This window comes from Rahnella sp. PD4 (assembly GCF_049199325.1).
Taxonomy (GTDB): domain Bacteria; phylum Pseudomonadota; class Gammaproteobacteria; order Enterobacterales; family Enterobacteriaceae; genus Rahnella; species Rahnella perminowiae.
This window is the reverse complement of sequence record NZ_JBLZQF010000001.1, coordinates 172,529-190,483: the sequence shown is the minus strand read 5'-3', so window position 1 is coordinate 190,483 and position 17,955 is coordinate 172,529. Positions and strand designations below refer to the sequence as shown.

Annotated in this window: 7 protein-coding genes and 4 pseudogenes; 3 read left to right on the top strand and 8 right to left on the bottom strand. The window is 53.7% G+C overall.

Features of this window, described 5'->3' with window-relative positions:
* Positions 1 to 132 precede the first annotated feature (132 nt).
* A complete protein-coding gene (locus ACOZIO_RS00820) occupies positions 133 to 681 on the top strand; it encodes an RNA 2'-phosphotransferase (RefSeq protein ID WP_421594821.1) in 549 nt (182 codons plus the stop codon).
* Here ACOZIO_RS00820 and ACOZIO_RS00815 read toward each other — a convergent pair.
* A complete protein-coding gene (locus tag ACOZIO_RS00815; RefSeq protein ID WP_013575348.1) occupies positions 672 to 1,106 on the bottom strand; it encodes a hypothetical protein in 435 nt (144 codons plus the stop codon). The genes ACOZIO_RS00820 and ACOZIO_RS00815 overlap by 10 nt on opposite strands.
* Positions 1,106 to 2,734, bottom strand: coding sequence for a hypothetical protein (locus tag ACOZIO_RS00810; RefSeq protein ID WP_421594820.1), 1,629 nt, complete (start codon positions 2,732 to 2,734; stop codon positions 1,106 to 1,108). The genes ACOZIO_RS00815 and ACOZIO_RS00810 overlap by 1 nt, the downstream gene beginning before the upstream one ends.
* Before the next feature lie 150 nt (positions 2,735 to 2,884).
* Between ACOZIO_RS00810 and ACOZIO_RS00805 the strand changes: the two are divergent.
* Positions 2,885 to 3,641, top strand: a pseudogene (locus ACOZIO_RS00805) (transposase); the annotation flags it as partial.
* Here the strand turns inward: ACOZIO_RS00805 and ACOZIO_RS00800 are convergent.
* Positions 3,635 to 4,804 (bottom strand): annotated as a pseudogene (locus tag ACOZIO_RS00800) (IS110 family transposase); the annotation flags it as partial. The pseudogenes ACOZIO_RS00805 and ACOZIO_RS00800 overlap by 7 nt on opposite strands.
* A gap of 82 nt (positions 4,805 to 4,886) precedes the next feature.
* Between ACOZIO_RS00800 and ACOZIO_RS00795 the strand changes: the two are divergent.
* A pseudogene (locus ACOZIO_RS00795) lies at positions 4,887 to 5,189 on the top strand (integrase core domain-containing protein); the annotation flags it as partial.
* Positions 5,190 to 5,265: 76 nt separating this feature from the next.
* Here ACOZIO_RS00795 and ACOZIO_RS00790 read toward each other — a convergent pair.
* From ACOZIO_RS00790 to ACOZIO_RS00770, 5 genes and pseudogenes are all read right to left on the bottom strand, one after another.
* Entirely contained in the window at positions 5,266 to 5,709 is a 444-nt protein-coding gene (locus ACOZIO_RS00790) for a hypothetical protein (RefSeq protein WP_015697205.1), read from the bottom strand.
* A 2-nt stretch (positions 5,710 to 5,711) separates the two neighbouring features.
* On the bottom strand, positions 5,712 to 6,635 hold the full coding sequence (locus ACOZIO_RS00785) for a VENN motif pre-toxin domain-containing protein (RefSeq protein ID WP_421594819.1): 924 nt from the start codon (positions 6,633 to 6,635) through the stop codon (positions 5,712 to 5,714).
* 138 nt (positions 6,636 to 6,773) lie between these two features.
* Positions 6,774 to 6,863, bottom strand: a pseudogene (locus ACOZIO_RS00780) (transposase); the annotation flags it as partial.
* 210 nt (positions 6,864 to 7,073) lie between these two features.
* The gene (locus tag ACOZIO_RS00775; protein ID WP_336369359.1) at positions 7,074 to 7,436 is read right to left on the bottom strand and encodes an immunity 8 family protein; all 363 of its coding nucleotides are present in this window, start codon (positions 7,434 to 7,436) and stop codon (positions 7,074 to 7,076) included.
* The gene (locus ACOZIO_RS00770; RefSeq protein ID WP_421594818.1) at positions 7,433 to 17,932 is read right to left on the bottom strand and encodes a hemagglutinin repeat-containing protein; all 10,500 of its coding nucleotides are present in this window, start codon (positions 17,930 to 17,932) and stop codon (positions 7,433 to 7,435) included. The genes ACOZIO_RS00775 and ACOZIO_RS00770 overlap by 4 nt, the downstream gene beginning before the upstream one ends.
* Positions 17,933 to 17,955: the final 23 nt, after the last annotated feature.

Below are 17,955 nucleotides of genomic sequence, written 5' to 3'. Positions count from 1 at the left end.
TGTTTCTGAATGGGGCAGGATTTTGGGGTAAGGTCAATATTCGGGGTCAGGGTCATAAACGTGGAAGAGACGTGTTTTGGGTGTGCTAATATCTCAAGCATCACACCCATGGCAAACATAATTAGGGCAATCATGGACAGCAAGATGCTTAACGAAATAAGTAAATTTCTAAGTTATATATTACGTCATAAACCTGACACCATCGGATTGCAACTTGATGTAGAAGGCTGGGCAGACATCAGTTCTTTGATTATCGGCGCGGCGAAAGAAGGCCGCATACTTGATCAGGCAATAATTCAGACAGTAGTAAATAGCAGTGATAAGAAACGTTTTACTCTCTCCGAAGATGGCCAGCGTATTCGTGCAGTTCAGGGACATTCTACACCAGACGTGAACCTTCAACATATGGAGAAAAAACCGCCAGAATTCCTCTACCATGGCACTGCAACACGCTTTCTTGAATCTATTCTTCAGCAAGGATTGATTGCAGGTTCACGTCACCATGTGCATCTATCACAAGACATAACCACAGCCGTAGCTGTCGGACAGCGATATGGAAAGCCTGCGGTGCTAAAAGTTGAAGCCCTGCGGATGCACCAACAGGGATTCCCGTTTTTTCAGGCTGAAAATGACGTATGGTTAACGAGTCATGTCCCCGTTTATTTCATATATCAGGAATAGCCATTGTCTTTGTCTTCGACTTGCTCGGCTTTATAGCGGGAAGACTCTTCTTTGGCAGCACTAAACCATTCAGAGAAACCAGAATAAGACAAATTATCCCAAGGACTTAACTTCGGTTTTGAATAATCATAAATCCGGACACCCGTAGTGCCATCCTTACCTCCCCCATCAAAACAAGCAAGAACAACCCAGCCATCATTATACAGCCCTGACTCATCTTGAATAATTGCAAAGGGAACCAGGGCAGCCCCCGAAAACTTCAAAAGCATCGAGCTGTAATAAAAAAGAGATGTCGCCATATCTTTCGATAGAAGCCGCCAAGGCTCTATATCTAAAAACTCATCAGCTAAAACCACATCTAAATAATCAACAGGGAATTCAAAACTATTGGGTAAAATTGGAAGGTCGTACAAAAAAGGCTTCATTATTTAGCACCTCCAGAAATACGTGGTGGTTCTGTTGAACCGTAAGGATTAGAAGTAGAAAACCCCCCTGACTGTTTGTTTATACGACCAGTAATGGCCTCACCCCAAGTATTAAAATTCTGCCACCCTCTAGCCTCTTGAATAGCTGGCGTCAATGGATCATCAAATCCACGGACGCTAGCTTTAACGTCGATCCCCGCCTCTCTGGCCGCGGCAATTCGAGTGTTATCCATGCTAGTCAGCTTGCCATCAGGCATTTTAACGACGTCAACTGGATCACCTTTCCAACCATTAGTCCGCATGCTTTGTACCAAATCGTCGTATGTGTAATTTTTACCCGTGTCTCGGTCAGTTTTATTGAATGAAAAGCTATTTTGCGAGAACCGAATATCATCAGCCGCATGGAATGTGACACTGCCAGCGCCTTTTGCACCTACATCGGCAGTAACTGACGTCGCTTTTCCTACTCCGCCAATCCCAGCCGCGCCCACCTGAGTCAGACCATAAATTCCCTCAGAATAATCCGGAGAGACTCCCAACCCTTCCAGCAAATACGCACCGCTGGTTTTCTGGTTGACACCAGACAGGAAGGTGTTAAAGCCTGCATTAGCCGTATCTATCCCTGAGGCTGCCAGATAACCGCCTGCCAGGCAAGCTACACCCGCGGTGGTCGTGCATATTGCTGCCCCACCCACCGCCTGGAGTTCCCCGGCGGTAAATTGCGTCAGGCCACCTAAACGCGTCCCCACACCGTAGCGCGACAGCGCATCCCCGGTCTGATCGCTGATCGAATACCCGAACATCGGCAAATTGGCATTGGCATAACTGCCCATCGCATAAACCAGCTGGCTACCCGACTGGGATGCCAGTTGCGCTCGATCAGTGGCATACGCATCGGAGTTACCCAACTGCTCCAGCGCCTGCGCTTTCACATAATCCGCAGAACCCACCGTAAACTCAGCAGAACATTTCACCAGCGCACAGGCCGCCGCTTTCAGACGCGCTTCTTTTTCTTTATCCCCACCGGACAATTGCTGGATCCGGGCTACTTCATCCGGATGTAACTGGCGGTTATAGCGTTCAGCATCCAGTGAGACGGCTGCGCCGGACTGTGCACCGGTCGTTCCGCCAATAATTCCGCCAATTGCACTACCACTTAACGTGGCGGCCCACTGGGTGATAGCTCCTCTTTCATTGCGGTCCAGTTGTGTGTTGTTACTCAGATAAGTATCGACCATCTGACCAAACGCTTCGCTGCTCATCCCGGCCAACCCGCCTGCTAACGCATTGCCGCCACCGAAACTCGCCTGGATTGCCCCTATCACACCATGAATTGCGGCTTTTTCGGGGCTATTCGGTCCCCAGCCCATCGCCTCACCAAGATCACCAGCGGCTGAGTTCGCCATCTGCCCGAACACCGACGCTAGTTCTTGCTGCTCGGCAATTTTCTTCTCATCGAAAATCTTGATATGACCATTGGCATCGTCGGTATTTCGGCTTAACGTACCCACATCCTGCGTTTGCTGGCTGGTATCACGTACTGTGATCGTTCCGTTACCTACAGCAGAGCGGGTCGTACCACTGGCATTACCGCTGCTAATCGCCATCGTCGGGATCGGCAGGATCATCTGATTTATCTGATCGGTTTTGCCCTCCTAATCACGGATGACCTTCCCGTTTTCGTCCGTTTTAGCCGTCGTTGACTGTAGTCCCTCCTGAATTTAGTCTTACTGCTTGATAGAGTTCTCTGGTTAAAATACTACCAAAGGAGGCTCATCATGAAGAAAGCGCGTTTCACTGAAACTCAGATCCTGCGAGTTCTAAAAGAAGTTGAAGGGGGGTCGGCACGTTAAGGATGTGTGCCGCGAAAACGGCGTGTCGGAAGCCAGCTATTACAACTGGAAATCTCAATACGACGGTATGGAGTCCTCTGATCTCAAACGAATGAAAGAGCTGGAAGAGGAAAACCGCCGGTTAAAGCAGATGTATGCCTCCTTGAGCTTAGATCATGAAATTCTTGAGGATGTTGTTTCAAAAAAACTTTAGCGGTGCCCGAAAAGCGTGAGTTGGTGCGTTACGTCATGACGGAACATCAGGCCAGCGAACGACGCGGGTGCCGGATTATCGGTATAAGTCGAAGCCTGTTGCATTATTCCCCGAACACGGCACGGGATCTGCCCGTGGTCGAGGCACTGCAAAAATTGGCGCATCAGTATCCGGCTTAGAGTTTTGGCCTCATGTTCAATAATTTACGCCAGGCAGGATGACTGTGGAATGCAAAACGGGTTTACGGATCTACCGATTATTAAAACTGAACCTTCGGCGTAAAGGAAAAAACGCTTACCTGACAGGCATCCACAGCCGTTGGTTATTCCGCATAAAATGAACCACTGTTGGTCAGTTGATTTTATGAGTGATGCCCTGCTCGACGGGCGGCGATTCAGGTTATTTAATGTCGTCGATGATTTTAATCGGGAAGCGCTGGCAATCGAGGTTGATTTGAATATACCTGCTCATCGCGTTGTACGCATCCTGGTTGCCACTGCCGTCATGGCTTTTCTTTTCTGATCGGGTTTATCTCCATTTTCCCGGATATAACGTTCATATTTGTACCGGAAGCTGTTTTCTCTCGTTCTTACGGCTACGGTGGCGGCAAGCCAGAAGGCATATCTTAACCGTGCGTTTCCACGTTTTGACAATCGGTAACCACTGTGTTTTTGCCCGCTCTGGCTGGCGGAAAGGTTAAAACCGCAGAAGCTGAGATACTGTCGGTAATGCGCGAAACGTGTCAAATCACCACTTTCAGCAATTATCATCAGGGCAATGACTGCGCCAATACCCGGGATCGTACGTAAATGTTGGTAATCACTCCGTTCCTGTAAATAATTTTCTGCCTGTTTCTCAAGCTGCAACCGTTGAGCCGAAAGCTCGACATATCGATGAAGCTGTAATTTGAACGTCGTTACTGCCAGAAAACCATCCGACAACGGTAACGCAATGGAATTCGCTGAAATATCATAGAGGTGCTCAAGAAACTGCTGTTTATACTGCTTCCGGCCAACAACATCCCATGCCTGTTTTACAAACAAATCCCGGTTCAGTGATGTGATACAGGACGGTGTGGGAAACTGAAGTAAAAACTGACAGAACCACTCTGCCCGGGACATATGCAGAAATTGTTCAGCCTCGGGAAAATAAAGGGTCAGATAGCGATTCACTAGGCTGTTCAGACAGCAGGTTCGTGCCAGCGTAACCTGATGGTAGGTGTTTGATATTTCCTGTATATCGATAACGCCATTCGCCAGAGGATCATAAAATGGCGAAGATAAACCCTGTTCCAGCAAATACATGATGACACTGGCATCTTTACGATCATTTTTATCCCAGGTCTTAAACAGCATCTCGCGGGCCCGAGCACATCTGACAGATGAAACAAGATGGCACTTTACTCCCTGCTGATGTAACTACCATGCGATGTTGCGATGATAATCAGAGGTAGGTTCAAAGGCGGCGATAATACTGTCATGGGGTGAAGCGGTGAGAGCAAGCAGTCGGTTGAACCCTTCCAGTGTGTTTTCAATACGCAGATAAGACGTTCGTCCATCCGGCTACCGAATTTTTGCATCATGATGTTTTTTAGAGATATCCAGGGCAATCAGTGTCCCCGACATGCTGACATTGCTAACAGGAGTGTTCATTGATTTTCTCCACTTGTGACAGACACTACAAGTTGTAGAAAATGGCTGACTTAAACGCTAACCAGATGCATTCAATAGGTATCACGGGCCAGAACTTACAGCCGCTGCTTTCGCTGAATGGGCAGAGTTGCACGGCGTGATACTCGATTTTATTCAGCCAGGCAGGCCAATGCAGAACGGATTTATTGAGCGATTTAACAAAACGCTACGAACAGAAATACTCGATATGTATCTGTTCAGAACACTGTCAGAAGTCCGTGTGCTAACAGAATACTGGCGCGCAGAATATAACGAAGAACGTCCGCATAGCTCACTGGGTGATATGCCACCCGTTATCTATGCGAGGCAAAAACTGGCCGGAGATCCTCATTGGCGGTGGTACTAGAAAGCGGAGGGACTACAGAATCAGCATCATAGCTGAGGCTATAGAATAAAATCCCGGCTCTAGAGTCGGGACTTATTCAGCATTTCAATTTGCCAAAAAAATCATCAACATCAAAAAAATATCGCCAAGTTTCATTGTCTGTAAATAAAGATATTTCATGTTTACTTCCTAACTTCCCAATATAAATCTCAGGGAAATCCACTCCACGACATGCAAATCTGAGGCAATGGGATGTTCTATAATCAAACATTGCATCAATGAGATCATCGTCATCAACGTCCACACTCTCATAAAAGCAATGGACTTTTTTTGCTAAAGAGTCTTGAGTTAAATTAACTATCGGAAAGTCCGCTTTTCGAATTGCATCTTCATTTTCTTTTAACCACTCAATTAATGCTTGAAAATCGACTATCCCGGTAAACAATGCATGCAAAACGCCATTGTTTTTTATCGATATTTCAACAGCTTGTGCTTTTTTCGATTCAGCAGAATTAAGCAAAATGATATTCAGCTTATTCATAACTATTTACCTTTAATCATTTTATTGTATTCGGCTTTGTTAATATCACCTCTAGCAAGAAACTCACGTAATACTTTTGGTGGTGCTTCTGTCCCAGGCACTGGATAACCATGCCATCCGCCAACATTATCAGGTTGAAATTCATAGATTTTACCATCACTAACACCATATTTTTGCTTACCACCTTGAATGGAGTTATTTAATACTTCCTGAGCCTTCGAATCACTTAAGTCCATAGGAATTCCCCAACCTCCAGCAGCATGTTTGGGACTAGGAACATATTTACTTTTCTCTGATGTATAAGCCAAATCAGCCGGATTCTGCTCTGCAATCGGCGTAGTCGTGGTATTACTACCCACATCAGGCACACCTGCGTTGTTACCTGTGTTACTGGCACCCTGACTACCACTTTGATCTGGCGTAACAAACGCCGTCCCTTTCTGATCCTGACCTACCATATAATTATAGGCAGCCCGTTGTTCAGGCGTCAGTTTCTCTATCAGGTCAGCCTTACCCGACATCGCCACACTAAAGACATAATCCCTTTCAGTTGAAGAGAGATTATCCAATACTGTTTTAGCTGCACCTATACCGAGCAGGGCTCCCATCCCTTTCTCAACCAGCGCATTTCGACATACCGTGACTTCGGCGCAACCTTGAATCGCCAGTTTCCCGCCCTGAATAACCGCTCCAAGCGCATTATTCTCAACCGCATTCTTCCCCGCCTGCGCCCCTGTCGTCGCAGAAGACAGGTTATTGCCCGCTGTTGCTCCGGCAACACCCGCCGCCAGCGTACTCAGTAAGCTGATTTCCTGCCGGTCACTCTGCGAAAGCTTATCTATATCCGCCTGAGTAGTCGCATGGTAATAATATTCCGCTATATAACGCGCGGCAAGTTCACCACTGAACGCGCCGGCATGCTGCATTGCCTCCGGACATTTGCGCTGCTACAGCACCCCAGACGGCATGAGCCATCGCATTAGCCGCAACGTTGGGCGTGCCGTCTTCATTCAGCGTGTAACTTTTGATTTCCCGGGCAATCAGCAGGCTTATTCCCCCTGCGATTTACGGCAGACTTCAGGTACCGGTGTTCCCTGCTCGGCCTGTTTTAGGGCAAAAACAATTTGCTCTTCGGTGAATCGTGACTTTTTCATCGGCACATCCTCCGTTCAGGGGAGTCATTATCATGCCGGAATCCTGTTTCTGAATGGGGCAGGATTTTGGGTCAGGGTCATCAACACAGCGCCAGGTTTTCCTGACTCAAACCTCACCTTTCCTGAGCGTCCTGAGCGCTGACGGGTACGTAATGATGGACTGAGGGTGAATGATGAATAAAAAGATCCCGGCGACTCAGCCGGGATTATTTATCTGGGCTGATAATCTTCATACTCCCAAAAGCTGAATCTACTTAGCTTAAGTGCTGTTTGTGACCAATCATTATCATTACATGTAGCAATCAGTTTTTCTAAATAGATAACAATTTGATCATAATTATACTTTTCGACAATGATCATTCCTCTACCTGACAGAACTTTATTCGTTGCTAACTCACCTTGAAGCCAGATCGGTGTACATACCAGCATGTCGAAACACTCTGCACCATCTTGATCATTAGGCCCAATCATTGCCCGGATCCAACAACTAAAGTTTGAAGGATCAGTTGGCCAATAATTTATTAAGCCATCTTCAAGCTCCAATGATCGTAGCCCTTTTAAATCAATATTCATTTAGTTATATCCAGATGCCCGTTACTAATAGGTCTTCCTGTTGGCGTCAATTTTTGTTCAAAATTAGCCTGAACTCCGGTTGTTGCTTGCGAACTATTTGGTTTAGACGTAGGTGGACGATAAACCCTCAATCCATCAGAACTGACCCATGATGTACCATCACTAGAAACTCTATATCCTGGGCCAACCCATGCTTCCCCTAATGTGTTAGCATCTTTAGCCGTGGCTTGCCCCAGACCAAAGTTACCTTTTTTGCCACTTGCTGCATCTCTCAATATACCTATTTGTTCTTCAACAGGCAGGGACGAAATATTATTGGCATCAGATCTATTTGGTTGAGACTCGCTATTCCGCGCATTTTCCTCATCCTCCGGCCCCCAACCATCTGGTGTGCCAGAACCCGCTCCACCCAGTTCGGCCTTCTCTGCATCCGTCAGATCCTTGCCTAAATTTGGCTGATTTTCAGGATCTGAACCATCATCATTTAATACTCTTCCCGGTCCACGGTTAGGATCGCGAACGGCGCACTGTTCACGGGTACCTTCACAAGTATATCCCGCACCTTGATCTTCTTTATTATCCTGTTGTTGCTGGCTTCCATTTCCAATTGCACCAGAGATTGCTGCATTCAGTGCAGATGCAGTGCTGCCTAATGCCAGTGCATTATTCTCAACCGCATTCTTCCCCGCCTGCGCCCCTGTCGTCGCAGAAGACAGGTTATTGCCCGCTGTTGCTCCGGCAACACCCGCCGCCAGCGTACTCAGTAAGCTGATTTCCTGCCGGTCGCTCTGCGAAAGTTTATCTATATCCGCCTGAGTGGTCGCATGGTAATAATATTCCGCTATATAACGCGCGGCAAGTTCACCACTGAACGCGCCGGCAGCCCCCGCTGCTGCATTGCCTCCGGACATTTGCGCTGCTACAGCGCCCCAGACGGCATGGGCCATCGCATTAGCCGCGACATTGGTCGTACCGTCGTCATTCAGCGTGTGACTTTTGATTTCCCGGGCAATCAGCGGGCTTATTCCCCCTGCGATTGCTCCACTGATGTTGCCGCTGACAATCCCCTGCAATACGCCACTGAGTGCCTGTACCACCATCTGGTTATTGCTGCCAATACCGTAATTTCTAATTTCGGCCTGATAAGCATCACTGTTTCGCAGAGTTTTGAGATAACTTTCTCTGTCATTGGCAGACATCCCTTCAGGCACACCGCCCAGATCCTTCAACGCCTGGATATCGCCATACGTATTGACGATATCGGTCATCTGACCCGCAATCTCACCCACCAGCTGGCTCGCCTGCAGGCGCTTCTGCTCTTTTTCTTTGTCAAAAATCGGACTGATACTGCCATTTGCATGGTCTGTGTCACGGCTTAAATCGGCCACGCTTTGCTGCTGATTAGCGGTATCACGAACGATAATGGTTCCGTCTGCCACCGCCGACTGGGTGGTGCCATCCGCATGGCCTTTACCGTTCAGCCCGGCCAGAACGTTACCCACGTTCGACATGGCGTTGCCCACCATGCTGGCGCCGTTGCCACCACTCAGGCTGATGCCGCTGTGGCTGACCTTATAATCTGCTTCGTTGCCGATATCGCTGAACCCGAGCGTACCGGTATCCAGCAGGTTTTTGTCCGCCGTTCCCTGACTGGCAATCACACCGCCATTCAGTTGGGTATGGCTGCCCACATTAATATCAAACCCGCCCCTGCCCGCATAAATACCACTTTGCTCGACAACACTGTCGTAGGTGCTGTTCATTTTGTCCTGGCTGAGATTGATATAGCCGGAACCGCTCATGGAACCAATGGTGAAACTGCCGCCTGCACCGAAGCTGGTTTGCTTCGATTTATAGTCATCACTGTCCTGCTGGCTGGTGATGGTCAGGTCGCGGCCAGCATCAACCACGACTTTATTGCCGTTCACCTGCGCGCCTGACAAGGTGGTATCACGTCCGCTGTTGAGGGTTACTTTACCACCACTGTCGAGCGTGGTTTCCGACCAACGGGTGCCATTACCTTTATCATTGCCTTTTGCCCCATTAACGCTGGCAAATATGCTCAGTCCGGCACTCCCGCTGCCTACCCCGAAACTCAGGCCAACACCGCCGCCGCTGCTGCTATTTTTGCCCGTGCTTTCCTGGGTATTTGCCGCGCCGGTCAGCAAGATATCATTAGCTGCACTCAGAGACGTATTACCGCCCGCTTTTAGCTGACTGCCGCCAATAGCAATATCACCACTGTGTGCGTCGTTACCTTTGCCTGTCGCAGTAATCGATAAATTATTCCCCGCATTCAACGTGGAGCCATTGACGGTATCACTTTGCTGATGTTGCGATGATTTTGACTGCTGCGACGTTAGCGAAATGCTGATACCTACGCCGTTATTCGGATCTGCACTGACATTAGCCTGCTGTTTCGCGAGCATGGCCTGAGCACCGGAAAGTGCTGCTTTGGTCGCCTGCAATGCGGCCAGACGGCCATCACTTTCATGTTTTGCACTCTGTGTTGCGGCAATAGCAGAATTCACCGCATCAGCAACAGCACCGGAAAGTGCAAGCGTAAGTCCTGTTGATTTCTGTTCAAATTTTTCATCACTGCTGCGTTTATCGTGTCCGGGATCAATAACGACGCTGTCGCCAGTTATCGACATATCTTTAGCCGCTACAAGGTCTGCGCCACCAATATGCGCTTGTCTCCCTGAGGTGATACTCAGATTGCCAGCGGTGCTTCCCACGGTACTCACACTCTGACTTTGCGTTGTTCCCTGCTCTTTCAGTTCATGGCGTGTCTGTGATGACCCAATCGTCACGCCAAGGCCACCCGTGCCCATCAGCCCGCTTTTTTTGGTCTCGCTCAGCCGCCAGCTTGAATCCGTGTTTGTAGCCGCGACAATATCGACATTGCTCCCTGCCTTCAGCGTCACATCACCATCGCCGACCACCGAAGAACCTTTCACCAGTAAATTATTGCCCGCCGTAACGGCAACATTATCGCCACTTAGCAGCGAACCTTTTTCGTGAGTGGAACTGTCTTCACTGATTGTGTGTGTGGTGGTTTTCGAGAAAAGGTGCTTCCTGGTCCTGGTCTTCTCATCGTAGGCATAACTGCTCTCTGTGGCGGTATCAAGATTGACATCTCGGCCAGCATTGACGGCAATGTCCTGCTTCGCCGTAACAGTTGCTGCGTTAGCATTAACATCCTGACCCGCTTTAATTTTGGTGCTTCCGCCGCTCACCACTGCTGTCCCTTCCTGCCCGACATTTTCACGGATACTCACGCTTTTGCTGCCGTGGGTTTCGCTGTAGGTGCTGGTCTGCTGCGCGTTCAGGTTGACGTCGCGACCGGCGCTGAGTGAGGCATTAAGGTCGGCGGTCAGCTGCGCCGCCTGCGAGTTCAAATCCCGGCCTGCGCTGAGCGTCAGGTCGCCGCCGCTGCTCACCACCGTGCGGGTGGCGTTGTTGCTGTCAGCCTGATTTTTTCCGCTGGTCTGATGGCTGCTCTGGTCCATCGTGTTGAGGTTGATGTCGTTAACTGCCGCCAGCGTGGCATCGCCTTTGGCGGTGACGGCGCTGCCCGCCACCGTCAGGTCGTGCCCCGCGCTGGCCGATAAATTACCGCCCGCGCTGACCGTGCTGGCCTGGCTGTCGGTGGTCTGCGCGCTGCTTTTCGCCGTGGTTTTGCTGGTGCTGAGCGCGTTGCCGGTGATGCTGATGTCGTTCAGCGCCACCAGTTGCAGGTCACTGCCCGCCGTGAGCCGGGCACCGGTGTTGTTGATGTCGTGACCGGCGGTAAGCGAAAGTCCGTCAGTGGCCGAGATACCGGCCACGTCGCCGGTCTGGGTCTGGCTGAAGGTCAGCTGAGACGTTTTGCTTTTGCTGGTGGTCGGCGCGGCCGTCCACTGCTGCGCCTGCGTAACGTTATTGATATCGCCGCTGACCGAAGCCAGTGCCACGGTCTGTCCGCTAATCGAAGAACCGATATTATTGATATCGCCCAGCGCGCTCAGCTGCAGGCTGCCGTTAGAGGCAATCAGCCCGGCATTGAGGTTATCCAGCGAACTGCTGCTTTTTGCTGCCAGTTGCGTCTCGGCCTGCAGGGTGCTGCCCGCGTTGACGATGTGTCCGGCGTCGAGATTGACGGTGTTCCCGGAAATCACGCTGCCGGTCACCGCGTGGGTGTCGTTGGCAGAAAGATAGAGTTTAGGTGCCAGAACCGTCTGGCCGTTGACGGTGGTTTTTTCCCACCAGACGATGCTTTTGGTCAGCGCAGCGACCTGTTCCGGCGACAGGCTGACGCCCAGTTGCAGGCCCAGACCGGCCTGCTGTTCGGCGGCGTTATCAATCAGATACTGCATCTGCGCGAGGTCTGACCCCGTGCCGCCGACGTAGCGCTGCCCGGTCTGGCTGAGCACGGCGTTATCGACATAACGGGTATCGAAGGCGGCATCGCCGAGGAATTTGTAGTCGTAATCCGGCGTCAGCTTCAGCCGGTCCATAAAGTAGGCCGAGCCGAGGAATTTGCTCTCGTCGGTATAGACCGGTGCCGTTTCAATACGCGGGCCGGAAGGTGTGCCCGGCTGAACCGCAGGATGGACAACCTGACCTGCCACCGGCGTTGCAGAAAAGGCCGCAGAGCTCAGGCCGGTACCACCCGAGGTGGCCTGTTTGCCCACGGCAGATATCGCAGACGTCGGTCGCGCAAGGTAATCGTTCAGCGCATTGAACAGTGACGGATCGGTTTTACCGATCCCGCCCAGTTGTGGGTTGGTAGTGATCAGATACGGGCTGGCAGGATTAGTGCTCGCCACAAACAAACCGTTATTGCCGGTCGGCAGCGGGTAATCCGTCAGCGCAGCGCCCTGATTGCCAATCTGCTTTAACGCATCGGTGACGGAATTGTTCCACTGAACGGAGCCGACGGTCAGGTTTTGTGCGGATGCCAGCTGTTTGCTTTGCAAACCACTGACCTGTTGCAGGCCCGACGTACCGTTCAGAGACGGGGCGCTTATCGCATGGGATAAACCGCCTGCATTAGCGGAGGTCGTGGTATTGCTGATGTTATTACTGAAACTGGCGTTAACCGCCCCACCGGCCTGAATAACGGCGCGGAGACCTTCGCCGGTGCTGAGGGTTTCGTAAGCGGGTCCACCGGTTAATGTGTAGGTAAACTTATCCCCTAAATCCGTCCTGTAGTCTACCCCCCTTCTTTTCCCTTTCCGGATATCAGGGATAACGGTGGCATCGGCCGGTTGCACCCCTGTTGTGCCACTGTACTGATAGGTCAGGTACTCATTCTCAATGCTGTTTTCATAGGACTGGTTGTTCAGGTTGGTGCCGGAAAGCGTTATGTTGCTTCCGGCAAGAACAGTACTGGCAATATTATCTAACGTGTCGCCAGATATCGTTAAATTGCGGTTTGCGGCAATGCGGCCCGCCCCGCCACTGGCAATGGCGGTTACAGTGGAAGTACCTACAAGAAATTTTCTGTCAGAGGCAGCTTTCGTAGGCGCTAAACCAACAAAAGTATATTCTTCTTCAGCGCCGTCTCCTTTGCCATTGCTCCCACCGGTGTGACGCCAGCCCGTTCCGGTATAAACCCCAATTTCATCATCATCTAACAAGCCGAGCTGAATGCTCATCGTGGCCTGCCCCAGCGATGCCGGGCTATTCGCCGCCTGATAAGAACTCGACGTGCTCAACCCGTCCCGCTGATTCAGCAGATGGCCGGTATTGATGGTGATATCGCCGTTGGTGGTTTCGATATCCCCCGACGTGTTGACCACTTCGCTGTTGGCGTTGCCCGCCGCGTCCCGCTGCAGCCACAGGCTGTTGCCCGCCAGAATATCGCCGTAGTTATTGTGAATACTGTCGGCCAGCAACTGCATGTTGTTACCGGCGTACAGCAGCGCGTTGTTCGTCAGTTGGCCGCCAGCGGACATCACCACGTTGCCTGCCCCGCCGACAAAGCCGCTGTTGTTAAGTACGCCACGGCTGGCCAGGCGTATATCCCCGCCGGACTGCACGCTGCCGCTGCCGTTGAGCTGGATGTTGCTGGCGTCCACGCCCACCGTACCGCCGCCACCGCGCAGCTGACCGCTGTTGGTAAAGTTGCCGGTCGAGCTGAGCTGGATACCGTTGCCCTGCAGGGTGCCGAGCACGTTCAGGTCGCCCTGCGTGCTGAGATTGAGGTTCTGCCCCGCTGCCAGCGTGCCGGTCTGGGTAAAGCCCGAACCGAGTTGCAGCGTCATATCCCCCAGCGCCAGCAGGCTGCCCGCCTGATTCAGCACCGGCGTCACCAGCGTCAGGTTGCCTGCGCTGTAGAGTTTGCCGCCCGCCTGGTTGTCGGCGTTCTGCACGTTAAGCCCCAGCGACTGGCTGCCCAATACCGTGCCGGTGTTATGCAGTTCGTTACCGGTAAGCGCCAGCCGGTCGCCCTGAAGCTGGCCCTGATTGGTCATCTGCGTGACGTTCAGCGCGCTGTCGCCCTGTCCGGTCAGCGTACCGCTGTTGTTGAGCGTGCCGCCGGTCATGGTCAGGCCCTGCGCCTGCAGCGTGCCGCTGTTGGTCAGCACCGGTGCAGACACCGTCAGCCTGCCGCCGGTCAGTAAGGTGCCCTGATTATTGAGATTATTGGAAAGGGTCAGATGAGTGACGCCGTCGCCCTGCATCTGGCCCTGATTGAGCAGCGTCTGTGCGCCCAAATCTAACGTGCCCTGACTGCGCACGGTGCCGCCGCTCAGGTTAGTGATGCCGTTTTGGACCGTACCCTGCAGGCTTTGCTGGCCCTGTAACTGCCCGGCGTTGCTAATACTGTTGGTGGTCAGCACAAGATTACCGGCCTGAAGCGTACCGCTGTTAGCAATATTCCCGGTGTTCAGCGTGGCGCTGCCGCCGCTGAGTAATGTGCCGCCCTGCTGAACCTGCAGTTGCCCGCTGAGCGTGGCCGCAAGCTGACTGACACCGCTGATGCTGCCGCTGCTGGTCAGCGCACCGCCGGTCAGAGTCAGGTTATCCGCCGACCAGCTCCCCTGATTATTCAGGTTCGCCGCCTGCAAAATAGCCAGACCGGTGGAAATGATTTTGCCCTGCGCCTGCGTGTTGAGCGCACCGGTCAGGTCGAGGTTGGCGAGCGAGGCGGTCTGGATCGCGCCGTTAAGATCTAACTGACCGGCGTGTACATCGGCGCTGTCGGCCTGCCAGTTGCCGTTGTTGGTGACGTGCGCGGCGGTGACGGTGAGCGCGCCCTGCGTCAGCATCTTGCCGGAGGTGGCGTTGGTTAAATCCTGCTGCAGTTGCGCCGTCAGGCCCTTCAGACCTATCAGGTTGCCGCTGTTGTCTGCGTTGTTCGCCGTAAGTGCCAGCGTGTCGCCCTGGATTTGCCCTGTGTTGCTGACGTGGTCAGCCGTCACCGTGGCGGTTTTATCGCTGAGCAACTGGCCACTGTTTTCCAGCGTGGCGGCGTTCACCGTGACATCACCGGATGAGAGCAGGCTGCCGCTGTTGGTGAGATCCCCCTGCATCTGTGCGTTCAGGCCATTCGTGCCTAATGCCGTGCCGCCGTTGGTCAGGCTGTTGCCGGTCAGGGTCAGCTGGCTGCCCTGTAGCCTGCCCTGATTTTGCGTATCGCCTGCCTGCACACCCAGCGTGCCGCCGGACAATACCTGCCCCTGCGCACCGTTGGTTAAGGTAGTGGCGGTGAGCGTGGTACCGCCGTTGCCCTGCATCAGCCCGTTATTACTGATACCTGTGGCATTCACGCCGACCGTTTGTGCCAGAAGCTGGCCGTTGTTGGTCACAACCGGTGCCGTCACGGTCAGGCCGTTGCCCGCCGATATCACACCGGTGCCCTGATTGGTCAGGCTGCCGGTAGCATTCACGACGACGTCACCGCCCGACACGTTGCCCTGATTGACCAGCGTCTGGCCTTCCAGCGTCATCTGGCTCTGCGCAGACAGGCTGCCTTGCTGCTGCAAGGTACCGGCTTTCACATGCAGGCCGTCGTCGGCGGTGATGGCACCGCTGTTGGTCAGCGAGGTGGCCGTGATATCCACATTGTCCGCGCCCAGCGCCGCGCCGTTGGTCAGCGTACCGGCCTGAACCGTCAGCGTACCCGGTGTCACCAGTTTCCCGGCCAGATCGGCTTTTTCAGACGCACTGATCCCCAGCGCGTTTTTACCCTGCGTCTGCGAGCCGTTGCCGGTGGTGAGCTGTTGCGTGGTCAGCGCCGCGTTGCCGTCGGCGGAGAGAAAACCGTTTAAGTTCGCAGTATCAGTCTTCAGAGCCACATCGCCCTGGCTGGACTGTACCGATCCGGCGCGGGTGGTCAGCGCGGTGGCGTTAAGTGTTGCCCCCTGCGTGCCGGTCAGCGTGCCGCCCAGATCTGCCTGGGCGGTATTGAGCGTAAACTGACCATCGGCCAGTAAGGTTGCCGTATCACCGTTGGTCACGCCGTCCCGCACGGTCAGCGCTAAGTCGCCGCGGGTACCGGTCAGCCCCTGATTGTTGAACTGACTGAGGGTCAGCGTCTGGTCACCGCCGGACTGCGCCGTGCCGTTGTTATTGAAGGTGTCGCCGTCAAGCTGCTGCGTGCCGAGAGACTGCAGCAGGCCGTTATTGGTCAGGGTGCCGAAGCTGAACTGACCGTTGCGGTTGGCGGCCAGCGTGCCGCCGTTGCTGAAGTTGTTCGAGGTAAAGGCCAGGTCACGCCCGGCAATCAGGCTGCCGGACCACTGCCCGCCGCTGGCAACCGTGGCCTGCACGTCATTTTGCGCCGAGGTTTTACCGCCCTGCGCGGCATTCAGCCGGTCAGCGTTAATCGAAAGAGTATTGCCCGCGCTGGTGGTGCCGTCGAGCTGCTGCTGGCGGGCGGATAACTGCATATCTCCCGTGGAGGCCAGCGAACCGCTGCCGGTCACCTGCAATGTACCGCCACCGGCTTCCAGCGTGTTGCCGTCGAGCGCACCGGCCAGCGTGGCACTGCCGGTTGCCGTCAGGGATAAATCTTTATCGCTGTGAACGGACCCCAGCGCCCCGACGGACAGATCCGTAGCGTTCAGGCCCACGTTGCCGGAGGTCGACAGCTGGCCGCCCAGCGCCTGCTGCGCGGCATTGAGCTGAATATCGCCGAGGCTGGTGATCAGCGAGTGTTGCCCGGCGTTCAGGGAAGTACTGTTGAGCGTCAGGCCATTTTTGCCGGTCAGTGTACCGTCCACGTTCATCTGACCGCCGCCGATGTTCAGCCGGTCACCGGCAAACAGCGAGCCTTGTTCACCCACGGTCATCTGGTCCGCAACCTGTAAATCCAGCCCCTGCTGCGAGCCGATCAGCCCCTGATTGCTGAGGGTATTAGCGGTGATGTTTTGCGCGCCGCCGGACTGCATTTTGCCGCTGTTGTTCAGGGCCGACGCACTGACGGTCTGTGCGCCCTGCGCCTGGATCAGCCCGCCGTTGGTCAGCGTTTGTGCCCGCAATTGTGCGTTACCGCCCGCCACCAGTGTGCCGTTGCTGGTGAGGTCACCCGCCGATGTGAGCGCCATATCGCCGCCCGACTGCTGGGTACCGTTAAGGGCGATGGCCTGCGCGTTCGCCGTCAGCTTGCCGGTGGCGGTCGCATTACTCAGCGTCAGCCTGCCGCTGGCATCAATCTGCATATCGCCGACCGAGGCGTTCAGGTTGCCGAGGTTGACCCCGACGCCTTTGTCGCTGGAGACCAGATGAATGCGGTTGGCGTACATGCCGCCGAGTGCGCCGGTGTCAATCGCCACCGCCGGTACGCCGGCGCCGGATATCGGCGTGGCATTGCCCTGCGCATCGACGTGATTGGCACCCAGGGTGACGTTCAGGTCTCTGGCGTACAGCCCGGCGTTAATCTGCGCGGCGCGGGAAATCAGTGAAAAAGAATCGCTCGTGCGGGCATCCAGCCCCTGACCTTCAACGGTGATCGCACCCTGCGTGACCTCGAGGGACTGCAGCGAGCCGTCCGCATTCAGCACCGGTTTACCGGTGGTCAGCGTGGCGTTCGGGGTATTGAGGAAGCCGCAGCCGTTACAGGTGATGCCGTAGGGGTTGGCGACCATGACGTTGGCGGCTTTACCGGCGACCTCCATGTAGCCGTTAAGCTGCGAAGGGTTCGACGACACCACTTCGTTAATGATGCCCTTCGCTTCCTGACCTGCCGTAAGATTGGGGTTGTTCTGTATCAGCCCGCCCAGCTGAGTCCGGGTCAGTTTACCGGTGGCATTATTGAGGATGAGGCCCTGCTGGCCGACGTTGAAATCATTGTATTTGTTATGCGAAATCCCGGACTGATTCGGGGTGGCGATGTTCACCACCGGCACGCCGTTACCCGCCTGATCGGTGCGGGTGTTGCCTTCGGCTACCGTGATACCCGCCGCAAATGCGGGCATCACCGGTTGCCAGACCAGCCATCCCATCAGCCCGTAGGCCAGCGCTTTACGCCATAACGCGACCGGTTGCTCTGTGATCGATTTCATCGCCGAATTCCTTCTCTCTTATG